The sequence below is a fragment of the Alcanivorax sp. genome (genome assembly GCF_040119285.1).
Lineage (GTDB): Bacteria > Pseudomonadota > Gammaproteobacteria > Pseudomonadales > Alcanivoracaceae > Alcanivorax.
The window spans coordinates 1-16,911 of record NZ_JBEDTY010000014.1 but is presented as its reverse complement, the minus strand read 5'-3'; the positions used below and the strand labels follow the sequence as shown (position 1 = coordinate 16,911).

Annotated in this window: 22 protein-coding genes; 6 read left to right on the top strand and 16 right to left on the bottom strand. The window is 53.5% G+C overall.

The genetic code is table 11. The annotated features are described in order from the left end of the window. Window positions 1-149 precede the first annotated feature (149 nt). Genes ABNH10_RS04375 through ABNH10_RS04365 form a run of 3 tightly spaced genes read left to right on the top strand, consistent with a single transcriptional unit; the run spans window position 150 to window position 1,505 of the window. The gene (locus tag ABNH10_RS04375; RefSeq protein ID WP_349384897.1) at window positions 150-605 is read left to right on the top strand and encodes an MOSC domain-containing protein; all 456 of its coding nucleotides are present in this window, start codon (window positions 150-152) and stop codon (window positions 603-605) included. 4 nt (window positions 606-609) lie between these two features. Beyond that, a complete protein-coding gene (locus ABNH10_RS04370) occupies window positions 610-1,167 on the top strand; it encodes a DUF1415 domain-containing protein (RefSeq protein ID WP_062810926.1) in 558 nt (185 codons plus the stop codon). Then, complete coding sequence (locus ABNH10_RS04365; protein ID WP_062810925.1) at window positions 1,164-1,505, top strand: DUF3301 domain-containing protein; 342 nt, start codon at window positions 1,164-1,166, stop codon at window positions 1,503-1,505. The genes ABNH10_RS04370 and ABNH10_RS04365 overlap by 4 nt, the downstream gene beginning before the upstream one ends. A gap of 85 nt (window positions 1,506-1,590) precedes the next feature. On the opposite strand, the gene ABNH10_RS04360 is transcribed toward ABNH10_RS04365, so the two are convergent. The 7 genes from ABNH10_RS04360 to cyoA form a co-directional block, all read right to left on the bottom strand. Continuing rightward, entirely contained in the window at window positions 1,591-2,139 is a 549-nt protein-coding gene (locus tag ABNH10_RS04360; protein WP_349384896.1) for a response regulator transcription factor, read from the bottom strand. Beyond that, on the bottom strand, window positions 2,132-3,484 hold the full coding sequence (locus ABNH10_RS04355; RefSeq protein WP_349384895.1) for an ATP-binding protein: 1,353 nt from the start codon (window positions 3,482-3,484) through the stop codon (window positions 2,132-2,134). Before ABNH10_RS04355 ends, ABNH10_RS04360 begins: the two co-directional genes overlap by 8 nt. Before the next feature lie 18 nt (window positions 3,485-3,502). Next, on the bottom strand, window positions 3,503-4,216 hold the full coding sequence (locus tag ABNH10_RS04350) for an SURF1 family protein (protein ID WP_349384894.1): 714 nt from the start codon (window positions 4,214-4,216) through the stop codon (window positions 3,503-3,505). An 88-nt stretch (window positions 4,217-4,304) separates the two neighbouring features. Further along, window positions 4,305-4,700: a cytochrome o ubiquinol oxidase subunit IV gene (gene cyoD / locus ABNH10_RS04345; protein ID WP_349384893.1), complete on the bottom strand. Its 396-nt coding sequence runs from the start codon at window positions 4,698-4,700 to the stop codon at window positions 4,305-4,307. Beyond that, window positions 4,697-5,335: a cytochrome o ubiquinol oxidase subunit III gene (cyoC, locus tag ABNH10_RS04340; RefSeq protein ID WP_349384892.1), complete on the bottom strand. Its 639-nt coding sequence runs from the start codon at window positions 5,333-5,335 to the stop codon at window positions 4,697-4,699. Before cyoC ends, cyoD begins: the two co-directional genes overlap by 4 nt. Then, a complete protein-coding gene (gene cyoB / locus ABNH10_RS04335) occupies window positions 5,328-7,328 on the bottom strand; it encodes a cytochrome o ubiquinol oxidase subunit I (RefSeq protein ID WP_349384891.1) in 2,001 nt (666 codons plus the stop codon). Before cyoB ends, cyoC begins: the two co-directional genes overlap by 8 nt. A 35-nt stretch (window positions 7,329-7,363) precedes the next feature. Further along, a complete protein-coding gene (gene cyoA, locus ABNH10_RS04330) occupies window positions 7,364-8,359 on the bottom strand; it encodes a ubiquinol oxidase subunit II (RefSeq protein WP_349384890.1) in 996 nt (331 codons plus the stop codon). 230 nt (window positions 8,360-8,589) lie between these two features. On the opposite strand from cyoA, the gene ABNH10_RS04325 reads away from it, so the two are divergent. After that, complete coding sequence (locus tag ABNH10_RS04325; protein ID WP_349384889.1) at window positions 8,590-9,897, top strand: MFS transporter; 1,308 nt, start codon at window positions 8,590-8,592, stop codon at window positions 9,895-9,897. 190 nt (window positions 9,898-10,087) lie between these two features. Here the strand turns inward: ABNH10_RS04325 and ABNH10_RS04320 are convergent, their stop codons facing one another. Further along, window positions 10,088-11,197, bottom strand: coding sequence for an NADH:flavin oxidoreductase (locus tag ABNH10_RS04320; RefSeq protein WP_349384888.1), 1,110 nt, complete (start codon window positions 11,195-11,197; stop codon window positions 10,088-10,090). A gap of 253 nt (window positions 11,198-11,450) precedes the next feature. Here ABNH10_RS04320 and ABNH10_RS04315 point away from each other — a divergent pair, with 253 nt between their 5' ends. Together ABNH10_RS04315 and ABNH10_RS04310 are read left to right on the top strand one after the other, a co-directional pair. Beyond that, window positions 11,451-11,915, top strand: coding sequence for a winged helix-turn-helix transcriptional regulator (locus ABNH10_RS04315; protein WP_349384887.1), 465 nt, complete (start codon window positions 11,451-11,453; stop codon window positions 11,913-11,915). After that, window positions 11,912-12,262, top strand: a complete 351-nt coding sequence (locus ABNH10_RS04310) for a hypothetical protein (protein WP_349384886.1) — start codon at window positions 11,912-11,914, stop codon at window positions 12,260-12,262. Before ABNH10_RS04315 ends, ABNH10_RS04310 begins: the two co-directional genes overlap by 4 nt. Here the strand turns inward: ABNH10_RS04310 and ABNH10_RS04305 are convergent. From ABNH10_RS04305 to ABNH10_RS04270, 8 genes are all read right to left on the bottom strand, one after another. Further along, window positions 12,255-12,722, bottom strand: a complete 468-nt coding sequence (locus tag ABNH10_RS04305; protein WP_349384885.1) for a hypothetical protein — start codon at window positions 12,720-12,722, stop codon at window positions 12,255-12,257. The genes ABNH10_RS04310 and ABNH10_RS04305 overlap by 8 nt on opposite strands. Window positions 12,723-12,888: 166 nt before the next feature. After that, window positions 12,889-13,242 (bottom strand): transposase, encoded by a 354-nt coding sequence (locus tag ABNH10_RS04300; protein WP_502877113.1) that lies wholly within the window; start codon window positions 13,240-13,242, stop codon window positions 12,889-12,891. A 154-nt stretch (window positions 13,243-13,396) separates the two neighbouring features. Then, window positions 13,397-13,777 (bottom strand): hypothetical protein, encoded by a 381-nt coding sequence (locus tag ABNH10_RS04295; RefSeq protein ID WP_349384884.1) that lies wholly within the window; start codon window positions 13,775-13,777, stop codon window positions 13,397-13,399. Between the two features lie 185 nt (window positions 13,778-13,962). Further along, window positions 13,963-14,802 (bottom strand): REP-associated tyrosine transposase, encoded by an 840-nt coding sequence (locus ABNH10_RS04290; protein WP_349384883.1) that lies wholly within the window; start codon window positions 14,800-14,802, stop codon window positions 13,963-13,965. 179 nt (window positions 14,803-14,981) lie between these two features. Beyond that, window positions 14,982-15,572 (bottom strand): hypothetical protein, encoded by a 591-nt coding sequence (locus ABNH10_RS04285; RefSeq protein ID WP_349384882.1) that lies wholly within the window; start codon window positions 15,570-15,572, stop codon window positions 14,982-14,984. 11 nt (window positions 15,573-15,583) lie between these two features. Beyond that, the gene (locus tag ABNH10_RS04280; protein ID WP_349384881.1) at window positions 15,584-15,865 is read right to left on the bottom strand and encodes a hypothetical protein; all 282 of its coding nucleotides are present in this window, start codon (window positions 15,863-15,865) and stop codon (window positions 15,584-15,586) included. A gap of 121 nt (window positions 15,866-15,986) precedes the next feature. Further along, on the bottom strand, window positions 15,987-16,772 hold the full coding sequence (locus tag ABNH10_RS04275; RefSeq protein WP_349384880.1) for a transposase: 786 nt from the start codon (window positions 16,770-16,772) through the stop codon (window positions 15,987-15,989). Window positions 16,773-16,802: 30 nt separating this feature from the next. Further along, window positions 16,803-16,911 (bottom strand): IS3 family transposase (locus ABNH10_RS04270; RefSeq protein WP_349384931.1); only part of this gene is annotated, 109 nt, incomplete at its 5' end.

The following is a 16,911-nucleotide window of genomic DNA, read 5'->3' as shown; positions in this document are numbered from 1 at the left end:
CTCAATCATTAGTATTGATGTGGATTCTAGCTAATGAGGACGCCAGAGGCTAGACGCTGAAAACTCGGAAGAAACTGCTAAACTGGCGCGTCAATATGTGCAATGTGCGTACTTCAGCGACCGGCCTCAGGCGTCAGCCCAGGAGCTCCATGAGAATCCTCGCCCTTTACACCGCCAGCCAGTCCCGTGGCCCGGTGGAAAATCAGCCTGCGGTACAGCTGCGCGCGGGTTGTGGCATCGTTGGCGACCGCCACTATCGACGCAATGCCAAACCAGAAGAACAAATTACCCTGATCGAAGCCGAGGCCATCGACAGCTTCAACCGCGAATATCAGCAACAGGTTGTTCCATCAACCCTGCGGCGTAACGTGTTGACCAAAGGGGTTGACCTCAATGCATTGGAAGGGCGTGAATTTCAGCTCGGTAACATCCGCCTGCGCGGCATTGAGCTTTGCGAACCCTGCTCTGTAGTCGGTCACCTGCTAGCAGGCGATCTAACGCCTAAACAGGTGATCAACGCCCTGCTGGGCCGTGGCGGCCTGCGCTGTGAAATTTTATCCAGCGGCGTGGTTCGCGTTGGCGATAATATTGAAATACCGGATTAACGACATGGAAAAAACCTGCCCGATCAACCAGACCCGCCAATGGCTCGAAGACGTGGTCATCGGCTTGAACCTGTGCCCTTTTGCGCGCAAGCCCTTCACCGCCGGGCAGGTACGCTTTGCCGTTAGCGATAGCCGTAATGTGGAAACCTTGCTGGGGGACCTGCACGAAGAACTGGACCACATGGATCGCGTATCTGCAGAAGAAGTGGACACCACGCTGTTGATCATTACCGACCAGTTGGACGATTTTCTCGACTACAATGACGTATTAGATCTAGCCGATGGCCTGCTAGAACAGCAAGGCTGGGAAGGCGCCTATCAAATCGCCAGCTTTCACCCCGCTTACCAATTCGCCGATACCACTGCCGACGACCCGGAGAACTACACCAACCGGGCACCCTACCCGATTCTGCACATCCTACGCGAAGCCAGTTTGGACAAAGGGCTAGCCAGCTACCCGGACCCGGAACAGATTCCCGAACGGAACATGGCGACACTCAATGGCCTCAACGAGGCTCAGTGGCAGGCCCTGTTTGGCGGCCTGCCGGGGGCACACCGGTGAACCTGGATCTATCTGATGTATTGTTAATCACCGCGCTGGTCTTGATCGGCGCATTGTTCTGGCGTTCCCACGGCATCCGTGAGCGAGCGTTGGTCGCGACCCGGCGCTTTTGTGAACGACAAAAACTGGAATTTCTAGACGAAAGCGTTGGCCTGGAAAAACTCACTCTTAGCAAAGACAACCACGGCAAAAGACGCATCACCCGCATCTATCGGTTCGAATTTACCGTCACCGGCGGTGAACGTTACGAAGGCCGCACGGTAGTGCAAGGCGGCGTTACCCAGCGGGTAGAACTACCACCCCACCGCTACACCCCTCCGCCGGAAGAGCTTCATTAATCGGCTAACGCAGGGTGGCTGATGGCAAGGTATGGCCTTCACACTGATCTGAGAACGCGGGCCCTGCCATTACGGGTGGCAGTGCTCACTTTACCTGCTGTTTTTCTAACTTGCGGGCCAAAGTGCGGCGGTGCATACCGAGGCGGCGGGCTGTTTCTGAGATATTAAACCCCGTTTGCGCCAGCGTTTCGTGGATACGTTCCCATTCCAAGGTTTTGAGATTAGTGGCACGCGCGGTAAGGGACACCTCTGCATTACCCTCCGCCCGGCTGAAGGCCTCTTCAATATCATCCGTATTGGAGGGTTTTGCCAGATAATGGCAGGCTCCCAGCTTCACCGCTTCCACTGCCGTAGCAATACTGGCATACCCTGTAAGCACCACAATCAGCATGCCTTCAGCATGCTCGTGCAACGCCTGCACGCAGGCCAATCCAGACGAGTCACCCTTAAGCTTCAAGTCGACTACGGCAAAACCGGGCTCATGGCTTTTCAGCAAAACCTGCATCGACTCCAGGCTATCCGCATGAACAACCCGATATCCCCGCCTCTCGAACGAACGGGTCAAGGTGCGAGCAAAGGCTTCATCATCTTCTACAATCAATAGCAGCTTTTCGTGCTGCAACGTATCAGTCACCGTTAGCTCCTCCTTTTTGCTGTTTCAAGGCGACCACGGAAAGCGGCAGAGACAGCGTTACCAATGCGCCGCCCTGCACCAAATTACTCGCTTTCAGATTACCCCCTAACGTGCGCAATACATTCATCACTAAAAACAGCCCAAGGCCACTGCCCGGTCGCCCCTTGCTGGAGTGATAGGGTCGCCCGAGATTGTCGAGCATTTCCTGTGCGAAGCCCGCGCCCCGGTCTGCCACCGACACCAGCAGGGTTTCGCCTTCACGATACACACTCAACCGCACCCAATTTGGCGAGGCTTCCAGTGCATTATCCAATACATTATGAATGCTCTGCCGGAGGGCTGAGTCGGACACGATACTCAGGTCTTCACCAAACTCATTGCTATAGAAAAAATCTTTCACCGGGCGCGTTTCGCGCCACTCATCCACTAAATCATCCAGAAATGCGCGTACCGTGGTTCCTTCTGAAGATTCCCCCCGCGCCTCGCCCGCCGATAACAAAATGCCGCTAACAATGGATTTGCAGCGTAGTACCTGTGTCTGCATCTCGGCAATTTCCTGGGCTAAATCATCATCGGATTTGAACCGCTCCATGTGCCGCCAGTCCCCCAGAATCACGGACAGGGTCGCCAGCGGCGTTCCTAGCTCGTGGGCCGCCCCGGAAGCCAACAACCCCATACGCACAATGTGCTCTTCTTCTGCCGCTCGCTGGCGCAACTGCGCCAGATGCTCATCACGCTGGCGTCGATTTCGGGTAATACGGTTAATGAAAACCACTAGCAGCACGCCATTGAGCACAAAACAGATAAACATGCCTTCGATATAAAGACTGAACAGCCCTTCGGAATGATCCAGTGGCATAGGCAATGGGTGGCCATACCAGGCCAGCCAGCTGAAGCACAATGTGGTGGTCACCAGAATCACCCAGGTAGACCACACCTCCAGCAACACCGCCCCCAGAATCACTTGCAGTAAATACAAAAACACAAACGGGTTAGAGGCACCGCCACTCAACGCCAACAGCATGGTCAGCGTGGCCACATCAATCAGTAGGGAAAGGAACAACTCGGTATTGCCAATGGTCTTTGGCAGCCTCATTCGCAACAAACTAACCGCATTGAGCAACAGCAGACCCAACAGCACCATCAGCATTTGCGCCACGGGTAGCTCAATATCAAAGCCGTAGTTGACCACTAAAATGGTGGCGAACTGGCCAAACATGGCAATCCAGCGCAGCTGTATCAGTAACTGCAGGTTCTTGCGGCCGGTCAGGTCGTCGCTACTGCGGCGCAGTGCAGAAAATAGCGATCCCGATAGAGGAGTTTTAGAGGGTGAGGACGATGACATGATTTCCATAGCCCCAGTTTAGCCCGTTCGACGTGAATCCCGCAGCACCAGCCAGGCCGCCAGCAGCATGCCGAAGGCAAGGGCAAACCAGGTGATGGCGTAGACCCGATGATTATTGCGGAAATGAATGACGGTAAGGCCGCCCACCGGCAGTTCGCTGCCTGCGGCTTGCGCATCCACGAAATACGGCGCCACCGGCGACAGCCCCTGGTGCTCTGCCATGCCCCGCACATCCCGTGAGTACCAGCGATTCTCGGCCGGCACATTGTCCCGGAACACACCGCCGCCGGGGTGGCTGAGACGTAGCAACCCGGTGACAGTGACCGGCTCAGCCGGCGTATATTTTCCCGACTGGGCCGCACCCCGTTTCTTCTGGGGCACAAACCCCTGGTTCACATAGACCCAGCTGCCGTCAGCCCGTTGCAACGGTGCCATCACCCAATAGCCCTGCCCCGCTTGCGTCGCCGCAGAAACCAGCGCAACGGCCCCAGGCCGATACTGGCCGCTCACACTGACATGAAGGTACTCATGGCTGTCCTCACTAACAGAGAGCCAGTCATGTTGCGACGGAGCGATCACCGCTTCGGCATGCACCCGGGCGTCCACGCGAGCAATCAGGGCTTCCTTCCAGGCCAGCCGTTTCACCTGCCAGACACCCAGCGCCACAAAACCGGCGAAGGCCACCGCAGTCAACAGCAAGAACAGGAAAGAAAGAATACGCCGACGAGCCATGGTCATGCCTCTTCAAACGTGGAGGGGAGGGAAAGGCGGAGGATCTCCGCCCTACGCATGAGTGCGTGCTACGTGTTGCGCCCTCAGGTCAGCATGACTGAGCATGCAAGGGGGCATGCAGAGACGCCCCCTCCATCATCCCCGGCATCATGTTTACGTTCAGGTTATGCATTACCCACAGTGAACCGGCCAGGGTAATAAATACCAGAATCAACGTAAAAATTAGCGCCAGCATGTTCCAGCCCCCTTCCGAATGGAAGTTCATGTGCAGGAAGAACACCATGTGCACCACAATCTGCACTAGTGCAAAACCCAGAATCACCATCACCGTGGTGGCAGAGTTTTCGAATACGCCGCCCATCACCAACCAGAACGGGATAACCGTCAGGATCACCGCCAACACAAATCCGGTGGCATATTCCTTCAAGGAAACGTGGGGAATGTCCGCGTCGTTAGGATCATGATCGTGTGTATGCTCGCTCATGGCAGCACTCCCATCAGATAAACGTAAGTGAACACGCCAACCCACACCACGTCCAGGAAGTGCCAGAACATGGACAGGCAGAACACCCGGCGCTTGTTTTCCTGAATCAGGCCGTGTTTTTTCAGCTGGAACAACAGCGTCACCAGCCACACGATGCCGAAGAACACATGCAAACCGTGAGTGCCCACCAACGCGAAGAAGGCCGTCCAGAAACCACTGGTTTGCGGGCCGGCACCCACGTGGATCAGGTGATGGAACTCATACAATTCCAAGCTTAAAAAGCCTAGGCCCAGCAGGCCGGTAACGGCCAGCCAGATCATGGTGCCCTTCACCCTGTTCGCCTGCATCTGCAGCATGGCGAAGCCATAGGTGATGGACGATACCAATAGCAACGAGGTATTGACGGCAATCAGGCTCAGGTCGAACAGCTCCATGCCGGTGGGCCCACCCGCATAGCTGCGGCTGAGCACCCCGTAGGTCGCAAACAGACAAGCGAAGATCAGACAGTCGCTCATCAGGTAGATCCAGAAACCCAGCAAGGTTCCGTTCTGGGGGTGATGATCCCCCGTTACCAGAAACTCCAGCTGGCCATCCTGCGTGCTGTTCGCGTTAGCCGTCATGGTGTTATCAGACATTGGCAAGCACCCTTGTACGTTCTGCTTCAATCCGCTCTACTTCTTCCGCCGGAATGTAGTACTCCCGGTCGTAGTTGAAGGTGTGATAGATCACTGTGCCGATCAGCGCCACGAAAGATACGCCAGCCATCAGCCACATGTGCCAAATCATGGCAAAGCCGATGGCAACACTGATACCCGACAGCACAATGCCCGCCCAGGTGCCCTTGGGCATATGAATCGCAATAAAGCCGGACTCAGGACGCTGGAAGCCATGCTGTTTCATCTGCCACCAAGCGTCCAGATCATGCACTCGCGGGGTGAACGCGAAGTTGTAGGGCGGCGGCGGTGACGAGGTAGACCACTCCAGGGTGCGGCCATCCCACGGATCTCCGGTTTCGTCCTTGAGTGACTCGCGGCGCATAAAGCTCACCACCAACTGAATGATAAAAGACGCGATCCCCACGGCGATCAACACCGCACCAAAGGCGGCAATCTGAAACCAGATCTGCAGGGACATATCTTCAAAGTGGCTGACACGACGGGTTACGCCCATCAAGCCGAGTACGTACAACGGCATAAAGGCGAAGTAGAAACCAATCAGCCAGAACCAGAAGGACATCTTGCCCCAGAATTCATCCAGCTTGTAACCGGTGGCTTTGGGGAACCAATAAGTGATACCCGCGAACAGGCCGAACAGCACCCCGCCAATAATCACGTTATGGAAGTGGGCAATCAGAAACAGGCTGTTATGCAGCACGAAATCCACCGGCGGCACCGCCAGCAGCACCCCAGTCATGCCACCAATAACAAAGGTCACCATAAAGCCCACTGTCCATAGCATGGGCACGTCGAACCTGATCCGGCCACGGAACATGGTGAACAACCAGTTGAATATCTTCGCACCGGTCGGTATCGAGATAATCATCGTGGTGATCCCGAAGAACGAATTCACACTGGCCCCCGACCCCATGGTGAAAAAATGGTGCAACCACACCAGGTACGACAGCACGGTAATCACCACCGTCGCATACACCATGGAGGTGTAACCGAACAACGGCTTGCGGCTGTAGGTAGACACGATCTCCGAGAAAATACCGAACACCGGCAAAATCAGGATGTAGACCTCGGGGTGCCCCCAGATCCAGATCAAATTCACATACATCATGGCGTTGCCACCAAGATCATTGGTGAAGAAAGCCGTATCCAGGTAACGATCCATGGACAGCATGGCCAGCACTGCAGTGAGTACCGGGAACGCCGCCACAATCAAGATGTTGGTGCACAGGGAGGTCCAGGTGAACACCGGCATCTTCATCAGGTTCATGCCCGGGGCCCGCATCTTGACGATGGTCACCAACAGGTTAACCCCGGATAACAGTGTACCCACCCCGGCAATTTGCAGCGCCCAGATGTAGTAGTCCACCCCCACCCCGGGGCTCTGCAAAATGCCCGATAACGGTGGATAGGCCAGCCAACCCGTCTTGGCAAACTCACCAATGAACAAGGACATCATCAGCAATACCGCACCACCTGTGGTCATCCAGAAACTGAAGTTATTCAGAAACGGGAAGGCCACATCGCGGGTGCCGATTTGCAACGGGATCAGATAATTCATGATCCCGGTGACCAATGGCATGGCCACAAAAAAGATCATGATCACGCCATGGGCGGTGAAGATCTGATCGTAATGATGGGGTGGCAGATAGCCGGAGGCATCACCAAAAGCCATAGCCTGATGAAGGCGCATCATGATGGCATCAGCGAAGCCGCGCAGCAGCATTACCAGGCCAAGAATGATGTACATGATGCCGATTTTCTTGTGGTCGATGGTAGTAAACCATTCATTCCACAGGTAGCCCCACAGCTTATAGCGCGTCAGCGCCGCCAGCACCGCGATCCCCCCCAGCGCCACCATGGCAAAGGTGCCGAGGATGATCGGGTCATGGAAGGGGATGGCCTCCCAGGTAAGGCGACCAAAGATCAGTTTGATCAGGTCCAGGTTCTCAAACATGGGTGCCACCTACTGCGTTTGCGATCAGGAGAAAATTATTCATGGTGACCTCCATGGTGCGGGTGGCCGGTATTACCTTCATGGTCAGCCTTGGCATCAGCGTGATGCCCTGCATGCTTATCCATTCCAGCGTGGTACATCATGTCTTCCATGCAGGGCTGGTCTGGCTCTACACAGCGATTAAAAATACCGTAGTAAAGTGTTGGATCCACTTCACCGTAATAGCTCACTGGTTCATCAATACTCGGCGCTTCCAGTTGCAGGTATTCATCGCGGCTCAGATTTCCCTCGCTGGCCTTCACCTTCGCCACCCAGCTATCGAAGCCCTCTTCGCTTAACCCGTGGAAATCAAACTTCATCTGGGAGTAACCCGCACCACTGTAGTTAGCCGAAAAGCCTTTATAGACACCCGGCTCGTTGATCACCCCGTGCAGCTTTGTTTCCATGCCTGCCATGGCATAGATCTGCCCGGCCATGGCCGGAATAAAGAAAGAATTCATCATGGTAGAGGCAGTAATCTTGAAGCGAATAGGATGATTCACCGGTGCTGCCAATTCATTGACGGTGGCAATCCCCTGCTCCGGATAGATAAACAACCATTTCCAGTCCAGCGCCACCACTTCTACGGTGAGCGGCTCCAGCGTCGCCGGCACCGGTGTTTGCGCATCAATGCGATCCAGCGGGCGGTAAGGATCTAACTTATGGGTACTCACCCAGGTCATGGCCCCCAGCGCGATGATAATCATCAAGGGAACAGACCAAATCACCAGTTCCAGCACGGTTGAGTGGTCCCAATCGGGTTTGTAGCTGGCTTTCGTGTTAGTTTCCCGATAATGCCAAGCAAACCACAGCGTCAGCACGATCACCGGCACAATAACAAGCAGCATCAGGACAGTGGCCCACACAAGCAGATCCCGCTGTTGCACGGCCACGTCGCCCGAGGGGGACATCACGACGGCGTCGCAACCCGAAAGCAAGGCGGCGGCAAGCAACGTCAATGACGCTCCACGCAAGTATTTGAATAATTGCATTGGCGAACCTTCTGGTTGGCTTTTGAGTAGTGGGGACTCTATCCAAGGGCATCAGTAGCGGGTATTGGACATTTTGTCCCACAGGCTTAAAGTCCTAACCATACTTGATGGAAATCAATGCACAAAGGAGCCTTTGAATAATCGCTCGCACTCAGCGCACTCAACACTGCCCACAACATGCAAGCCGTTATTCAGAGCCCTAACCACAACTCTGAAGAAGAGCGTAAAACATGTCTCAGACCTCTTCGGCCTCCATGCCGAGCAAACAAAGCCACGCCTCCGTGGCCCCCAACGAAATCGCCGTGGGTGTGGTCATCGGCCGTACCTCCGAATATTTCGACTTTTTTGTCTACGGCATCGCCTCCGTGCTGATCTTTCCTCAGCTGTTCTTCCCGTTTACCGGCCAGCTGCAGGGGATGCTCTATGCCTTCATGGTGTTTGCGCTGGCCTTTGTGGCACGGCCCTTTGGTACCGCCCTGTTCATGTGGATCCAGCGACAGTGGGGGCGCGGCATCAAACTCACCACCGCCCTCTTCCTGCTCGGCACAGCCACTGCGGGCATTGCCTTCCTGCCCGGTTATGAACAACTCGGCGGCCATGCCATCGTGCTGCTGGCCCTGTTTCGGATGATGCAAGGGATCGCCTTCGGCGGTTCCTGGGATGGCCTCCCTTCATTACTGGCCCTAAACGCCCCCAAAGAAAGCCGCAGCTGGTACACCATGATTGGCCAGCTGGGCGCCCCCCTTGGCTTCGTGATCGCCAGCGCCCTGTTCCTGTATCTTTATAACAGCCTGAGCGCTGCGGATTTCATGAGCTGGGGTTGGCGTTATCCGTTCTTCGTGGCATTCGCCATCAACGTGGTCGCCCTATTTGCGCGGCTGCGCTTGGTGCTAGGCGAGGAATACACCGAAGCCATGCAGGAAAGTGAGCTGGAACCCATTCGCACCAGCGAGATGGTGCGCGAGGAAGGGCACAATATTTTCATCGGCTCCTTTGCCGCCTTGGCCAGCTATGCGCTATTTCATGTAGTAACCATTTTTCCACTGTCATGGATTGCCTTCCAGGGCAGCCAGACCACCGCCGAAGTGCTCACCGTACAAGTACTGGGTGGCTTCGTGGGCATCATCGCCACCATCGGCTCCGGCTGGATCGCCGCCCGCATCGGCAAGCGCACCACCGTGGGCGCCCTGGCCGCCATGATTGGCGTATTCAGCCTGCTCACCCCGCTGCTAATGGGCGGTAGCCCGGTCATGCAAGACACCTTCATCCTGCTGGGCTTTGCCCTGCTTGGCGTCTCCTACGGCCAGGCGTCCGGCACAGTGACGGCCAACTTCGCCCCGCGCTTTCGCTACACAGGAGCCGCCCTCACTTCCGATTTCGCCTGGTTGTTCGGTGCCGCCTTCGCCCCGCTGGTCGCCCTGGGCCTGTCCGCCAAATTCGGACTCATGTCGGTGACCGTGTACCTGCTATCCGGCGTCATTTGCACCCTGCTGGCGCTAGCCGTTAACCAGTCGCTGGAGGAGCAGGCAGAGGAGTGAGCGGCACGCTACGAGCTTGGGCAGCAAAACCGTGTGAGGCCCAGGCCGCCTGAAACACAAAAGCCAGCGGTAGGGACGAAGCGAAGCGTGTTACTGAAACGAAAGAGGCCGCATCCAGATCTGGGCGCGGCCTCTATGTTATCGGCCCTGGTAAACCCCGGCCCGCATTTCAACTTTTAACCTTTCACTCTTAACTCAAGCTGCCCAGCGCAGCCTTAGTGAACGGCGCAATTTCGTCTTCCTTACCCTCACGTATTTTCACCAACCAGTTCGGGTCCTGCAGCAACGCACGGCCCACGGCAATTATGTCGAACTCGTCGTTATCCATGCGGCGCTCCAGCTCATCAAGCCCCGTCGGGTTAGCCGTTCCGCCCATGCCTTCCGGACTATTGAGGAAGTCGCCATCCAAACCCACGCTGCCCACAGAAATCACCGGCTTACCCGTAATCTTTTTAGTCCAGCCGGCCAAGTTCAGATCAGAACCCTCAAATTCCGGTAACCAAAAACGGCGCGTAGAGGCGTGAAACACATCGACACCGGCCTCCACAAACGGCATCAGGAAGCGCTCCAGCTCTTCCGGATTCTGCGCCAGCTTTGCCTCGTAATCCTGCTGCTTCCACTGGGAAAAACGCAGCACTATGGCGAAGTCTTCACCTACCGCCTCGCGTACCGCCTTAACAATCTCGACACCAAAACGGGCACGGTTCTCGATGGACCCACCGTACTCGTCATCACGCTGGTTGGTACCTTCCCAAAAAAACTGATCAAGTAGGTACCCGTGGGCACCATGAATCTCGACCCCATCAAAGCCCACCTCTTTAGCCGCCTTGGCGGATTCAGCAAAAGCACGGATTACATCCTGGATATCCGCTTTGCTCATGGCTTCGCCATTTTCTTTACCCGGCTTAAACAGACCGGACGGCGAATAAGCAGGCACATCCTTGTCCGGGCCAATACCCGGCTTACGCACTGAGCCCACATGCCACAGCTGTGGAATGATCTGCCCACCAGCAGCGTGCACCGCGTCCACCACTTTCTTCCAACCCGCCATGGCCTCATCGCCATAAATGGCCGGCACACTCTCATAACCATTGGCGGCCTTGTGGCCCACAAAAGTGCCCTCGGTAATGATCAGGCCCACCTCGCCCTCGGCGCGGCGCTGGTAATACCCCACTACCTGATCATTGGGCACATAACCCGGAGAAAAGGTGCGCGTCATGGGTGCCATGGCCACCCGGTTACGCATTTTCAAAGACTTAAGTTCAAAAGGACGCAACAGGCTATCCAAGGAACTACTCATGAAGCTCTCCTAATCAATCTTCGTTTATTCACTCTCTAGGCCGAGCCCATACCTGGCCCGACGTGAGCATTCGGGGTAACAAAAAAAGGGGCTAGCAATGGCAAACACCCTCGCAATAGCCCTTTCCACAGCATTTTTTCAATTAAAAAACAGAATCAGCGCATCCGCCCTCACGGGCGGTCAATTAAGTTTAGTTGCGTAATAAAACCTTATTTGGTTTCTTAATGCAACCATCCTGATCTATACTGCCACCATGACACGTAAACGCTTCGACGACATGGGCTGCTCCCTAGCCTGCGCCCTCAATGAGGTTGGTGACTGGTGGTCCCTGCTGGTAGTCAAGCAGGCCATGCTGGGCACCCGCCGCTTTGTGGATTTCCAGCACAGTCTGGGCATCGCCAAAAACATCCTCTGCAACCGCCTGTCGCGCTTGGTGGATAACGGCGTCATGGTGCGTGTGGACGTGGGCGAGCACGGCAAACGCTACGAATACCGCCTCACCGACAAGGGCCGGGATCTGTTTACCGTCGTCACCGCCCTGCGCCAGTGGAGCGAACGCTGGAACGGCGAGAAAGACACAATGAAACTGGTGGACCGCCAGACCGGCGAACCGCTGGCGCCGGTAGCGGTTCACAACCAACAGGGCCAGGCCCTCACCGTGCGGGATGTGCAATTTGTGGATGCGCAGGGGAAGCCGTTGGAGGAGGAAGCGGGTTGACCACCGCCCCAGTGCTACAAAAACGCTCGCTACGCTACCTGCTCAAGCGCGTCGAAGCCATCCGCGGCCAACCCGCCTACCCGAGCGCCGCGCCAGCCACGAATTCATCCTCACCTTCGCCCAGCAAGCGAAGGACAATAAAAGTCACCGCACTCAACATCACCAAACGCCGGCTCGACTACAACCAACACGCCCCCGCCATCTTCTTCCCGCTGCTGGTGCCTGAGTGCTTCCTCATCGAGCCCACCGGAACCGAACCAAGGAAGCCATGGAGCCGGCATCCGATGTTCATCCGAAAAAAGCGTTGGTGCCGGCATAGGCCGAATGGTTTCCATTCGATCATTTAAGATATTGGTCACCAATAACAATATCCTGTGGCGTTACGCCTAACGCGCTGGATTTTGGCTTCATCTTTGGTAGCTCGCAGCTGACGGAGTAGGTCACGTCCGCTGAATATGTAACACGGTTGTCAGGGCCGGGCACGATTGGCTTCCCGCCTTGGAAAGCGCAAACTCGTTTATCCAGACGGGCCGCTAACGGAGAGCGCCAGATCAGCTCAAGCTTGCCGTCGGGTAGAACTTTAAAGCGTCTTTTAGCATAGATTTCGTTCTGGCCATCTTTGAGGTAGTACTCTCGCTCGAGAATGACATCGTTTCCTTGCGACCATCTGGATTCACCGATTATGTCGGCGTTCGTGACGATTCTGGGATCTAATGGTTCTTCAGAGGTAGGAGGCGTATTATTCGCAGCCGCCGGGGCGTAACCGAGTGAAAGAAAAAGAGTGAACGCTAAAAGTGCTCTAAGCATGATGAATCGCCTTCCGGTGGAGTTGGTTTTTATTGCTGAGAAAATAATTAGCACACACGGGGCAACAAGGGGATCTGGTCTCCCATTTCCCACACAGGCCAGCCGAAATATCTCCAAGTAATAATCAGTATTGACCGATATTACTTATCCTAGCTAGACCGTACTATCACTGGAAGGGTGCGCGCCCCCGATTGTTTGTATTGAAGCGCCACTGTCTCACTAAAGGGGAGTGGACACAGTGTTCCGCCACTTCCCGTTGGGTCCAGTTACTGGCGCGAACGCGGTCGACTTTCAGCACCACATGATAATGGTTCGACATCACCGCATAGGCACACAGGTCAATAGCGAAAATATCAACCAGGGACGCCAGGCGATCCACGACCCACTGTCGGCGATGTTCATAGTCTTGGCCAGAATAATGGTCCTTGCCACACAGAAACGCCCGCCTGACGCAGCGACAAATGCAGTGATAGTACGGGGTATCACCTAATGAGACTTGCTGGTAACGCGCTCGAGTCATGGTCGCCTCCTTGCTTATCCATGACCCTAAAATACTGCCTTTACGAACAGAGAAATATCAGTGAAGGCCGATTCCCGCCGTAGGCAATTCGCCAAGTGATGGGTGTCCTTTATTTGTCGGAAATGGGAGACCCCATGGTTGCATGGTTGTGAGCTCATGATTCTCCTTTATTATTTACATTTAACTTTTCAAGCAACTCTTCTTCTTCAGTTTCCGCTATTTTATCAATATGGTGTACAGCTATCTTCACTCCACCTATTGACTCCACCCCTTTCAGTAACAAGCTAAAATTTGCCACTGCATCACCTAAGTCATCATATTGAAATAGATCGCTATCTTCCCAAAACTCCTCTGGGAAGAATCCTTTGGGCATTGGAGCATCTATCTCACCGTTTATAGCTCTGTCAATCAGTGCACGACTCCGGGCCAACACATTCTTAGCCGATTGATGCTTGACTTGATATTTTTCAAGCAGGCTCAAAAACTCTTTAGCTACAACGGTTAATTCTGTTTTATTTATCGAATCACTAAACATAACTTTTCTACCGGCTGCGATTTAGTGTCGCTACAAGCTCTTTCATTTCCAGAGAATTCGAATTTGGAATCACTGTCTGCCCAAATCCGCCAGTACGCAATCCTTGGCCAGAACTCATCGAAGGTGCGATCTCGCTAGTGTACACCATCAGGGTCAGGTCTATATTTTATACCCTGCCCATATTCCTACCCAGACTTGGCCTCTCGGACAATCTTGGCCACTGTTGTAAAGTGAAGGTCAAAATAACTGCCAATATCTTGGTAGCTGTAGCCTCCACTCGCATACGCGGTAATAATCGCAGCGTTTCGGGTTGGGTTACTCCGAACAATGTCTTCCAGCGATGGTGGCGGGAGCCTGCGCTGTGCACGCGGTACGTTGACGTCTTCTGTTCCCTCAGCATGTAAAAGACTTTTCGCTACAAAATCCTCATCACCCAGAAAAACCTGCGCTTTCAGGTTGTTCCAGATCGATTCTCCTCCTATCCCCTGAAACACAAATTCGCGGTATCGCTTTCTCGCCACAGCGCGCTTCTTGCCAAAGGCAGCCAGCAAGCCATCCGTTTCCAGCCAGGGAGGGCTTGACTGTTTGCCAACCATGGCCAAATAACTGCTCCAGGGCCACTCTCCCGGCTCTTTCACCATGCCTGCCCGCACCGGATTCAAAACAACGTAGCGGGCCAGCTCCAGCAGGTAACTGTCACCATCAACAAGAACTGACTTATAACGCCCCTGAAACAAATGCCCAACCCGACGATGGCGACGATTACTATATTGTGTATAAACCCCGTTAAGCTGCCGCATGCCCTTAGACAAATTTCCATCCGGCGTCTCGATTAAAAGATGGTAATGGTTATCCATTAAACACCAGGCATGGCAGACCCAGTTAAAATCTTCCGAAACCTGCCCTAGCACCGATAGAAAACGTTCTCTATCAACATCATCCTCATAAATCGCCTCCCGACGATCTCCCCGCGAGGTGACATGATAAAGGGCACCTGAAAATTCAATTCGAATTGGACGTGACATACTCAAACACTACGTCAGAAGAAGTATAAAATATAGACCTGACCCCAAGACTGGACTGGAGCTTGCTTATCCATGACCCTAAAATACTGCCTTTACGAACAGAGAAATATCAGTGAAGGCCGATTCCCGCCGTAGGCAATTCGCCAAGTGATGGGTGTCCTTTATTACTTGTGTAGGAACTACAAATCAGACAATGCCTTTTCCCTTACTTTACGTTCTTCATTAATAAGCTGCTTAATTTTCTCCTGATAAATGGTCGTTCCTTCTGGTATTCCACTTTCCAAGATGATTTTCTTGGCCGCTGAATGCCGCAAAACCTCATCTTGCTCATCAAGTACAATCTTTTCAAAAACAGCTTTAGCCTCTTCAAACCACTCGTTACCATATTCAATGGAACACAACAGTTGAATACAGTGCCACCTTTCTTGCTCGGAACATAAACCAAGATGATCAAACATATTATCCAGATATTTTCTCTGTCTAGTTATTTTGTAGGCCTCAAGAGAAGCTTGATTAATAGACTTCCGACCGAGAGAACCTGATTTTCTCAATACCTTTTCAATAATGCTTACCGCATCATTGATATTAATAAAACTTGTTGCATTAATGGCTATGGCATCTCCATCGAGCGCTCTTTCTTCTATAATCCGAAGAACCTTAGTTAGTTCCGATTGCGTCAAACCATCAAAATGCGATGAGTTGAACCCATCCCCGTATTCTCGTCCCTGAGAAGCTGCTTGGTTCATAAACATGTTAAAAGCTTCCGTCATTTGGCTCGCCTCTAAAACTCGCTGCCAAGTAATAGATTTAATGGATATCTATCACTAGGCGCTAACTGGTAATCAATTTTCCCAACCCGTCCTGCATCGATGTAAAAATCAATCACTGGCTTCTCGAAATTCTGCCAGACATAACCTCCTTTCCAGTCAAATCCTTTTCCCGATAATGCCCTATCAGGTGTTTGAATGATTGAAACATCTCCAGAGGTTCCTCTCGCATATTTTGTAGATATACCAGTCCAAAACTCCTCACCGCCCTTACTCCAAGGAAGTGCTTTATTCAATAGTGACCAGTCATCTACAAGACGCCCTCCAGCTGTCGTCTCTAATACAACTTTTCCACTAGAATTGGCATATTCAATCGCAGCAGCTTTGTTTCCACACCATCAGGGTCAGGTCTATATTTTATACCCTGCCCATATCCCACCCAGACCTGGCCTCTCGGACAATCTTGGCCACTGTTGTAAAGTGAAGGTCAAAATAACTGCCAATATCTTGGTAGCTGTAGCCTCCACTCGCATACGCGGTAATAATCGCAGCGTTTCGGGTTGGGTTACTCCGAACAATGTCTTCCAGCGATGGTGGCGGGAGCCTGCGCTGTGCACGCGGTACGTTGACGTCTTCTGTTCCCTCAGCATGTAAAAGACTTTTCGCTACAAAATCCTCATCACCCAGAAAAACCTGCGCTTTCAGGTTGTTCCAGATCGATTCTCCTCCTATCCCCTGAAACACAAATTCGCGGTATCGCTTTCTCGCCACAGCGCGCTTCTTGCCAAAGGCAGCCAGCAAGCCATCCGTTTCCAGCCAGGGAGGGCTTGACTGTTTGCCAACCATGGCCAAATAACTGCTCCAGGGCCACTCTCCCGGCCCTTTCACCATGCCGGCCCGCACCGGGTTCAATACAACATAGCGGGCCAGCTCCAGGAGATAACTGTCACCATCAATAAGAATCGCCTTATATCGCCCCTGAAAAAGATGCCCAACCCGACGATGGCGACGATTACTATATTGTGTATAAACCCCGTTAAGCTGCCGCATGCCCTTCGACAAATTGCCATCCGGCGTCTCGATTAAAAGATGGTAATGATTATCCATTAAACACCAAGCATGGCAGACCCAGTTAAAATCTTCCGAAACCTGCCCTAGCACCGATAGAAAACGTTCTCTATCAACATCATCCTCATAAATCACCTCCCGACGATCTGAATCGCCACCAGTTCTCTAGACACTTCCTAGCCGTTCTTGGTGACGCTTTTCATACTCTACCGGTGACAGCTTTTCATTAGAACCATGGCGTCGCCGGCTGTTATAGAACATCTCGATATAATCA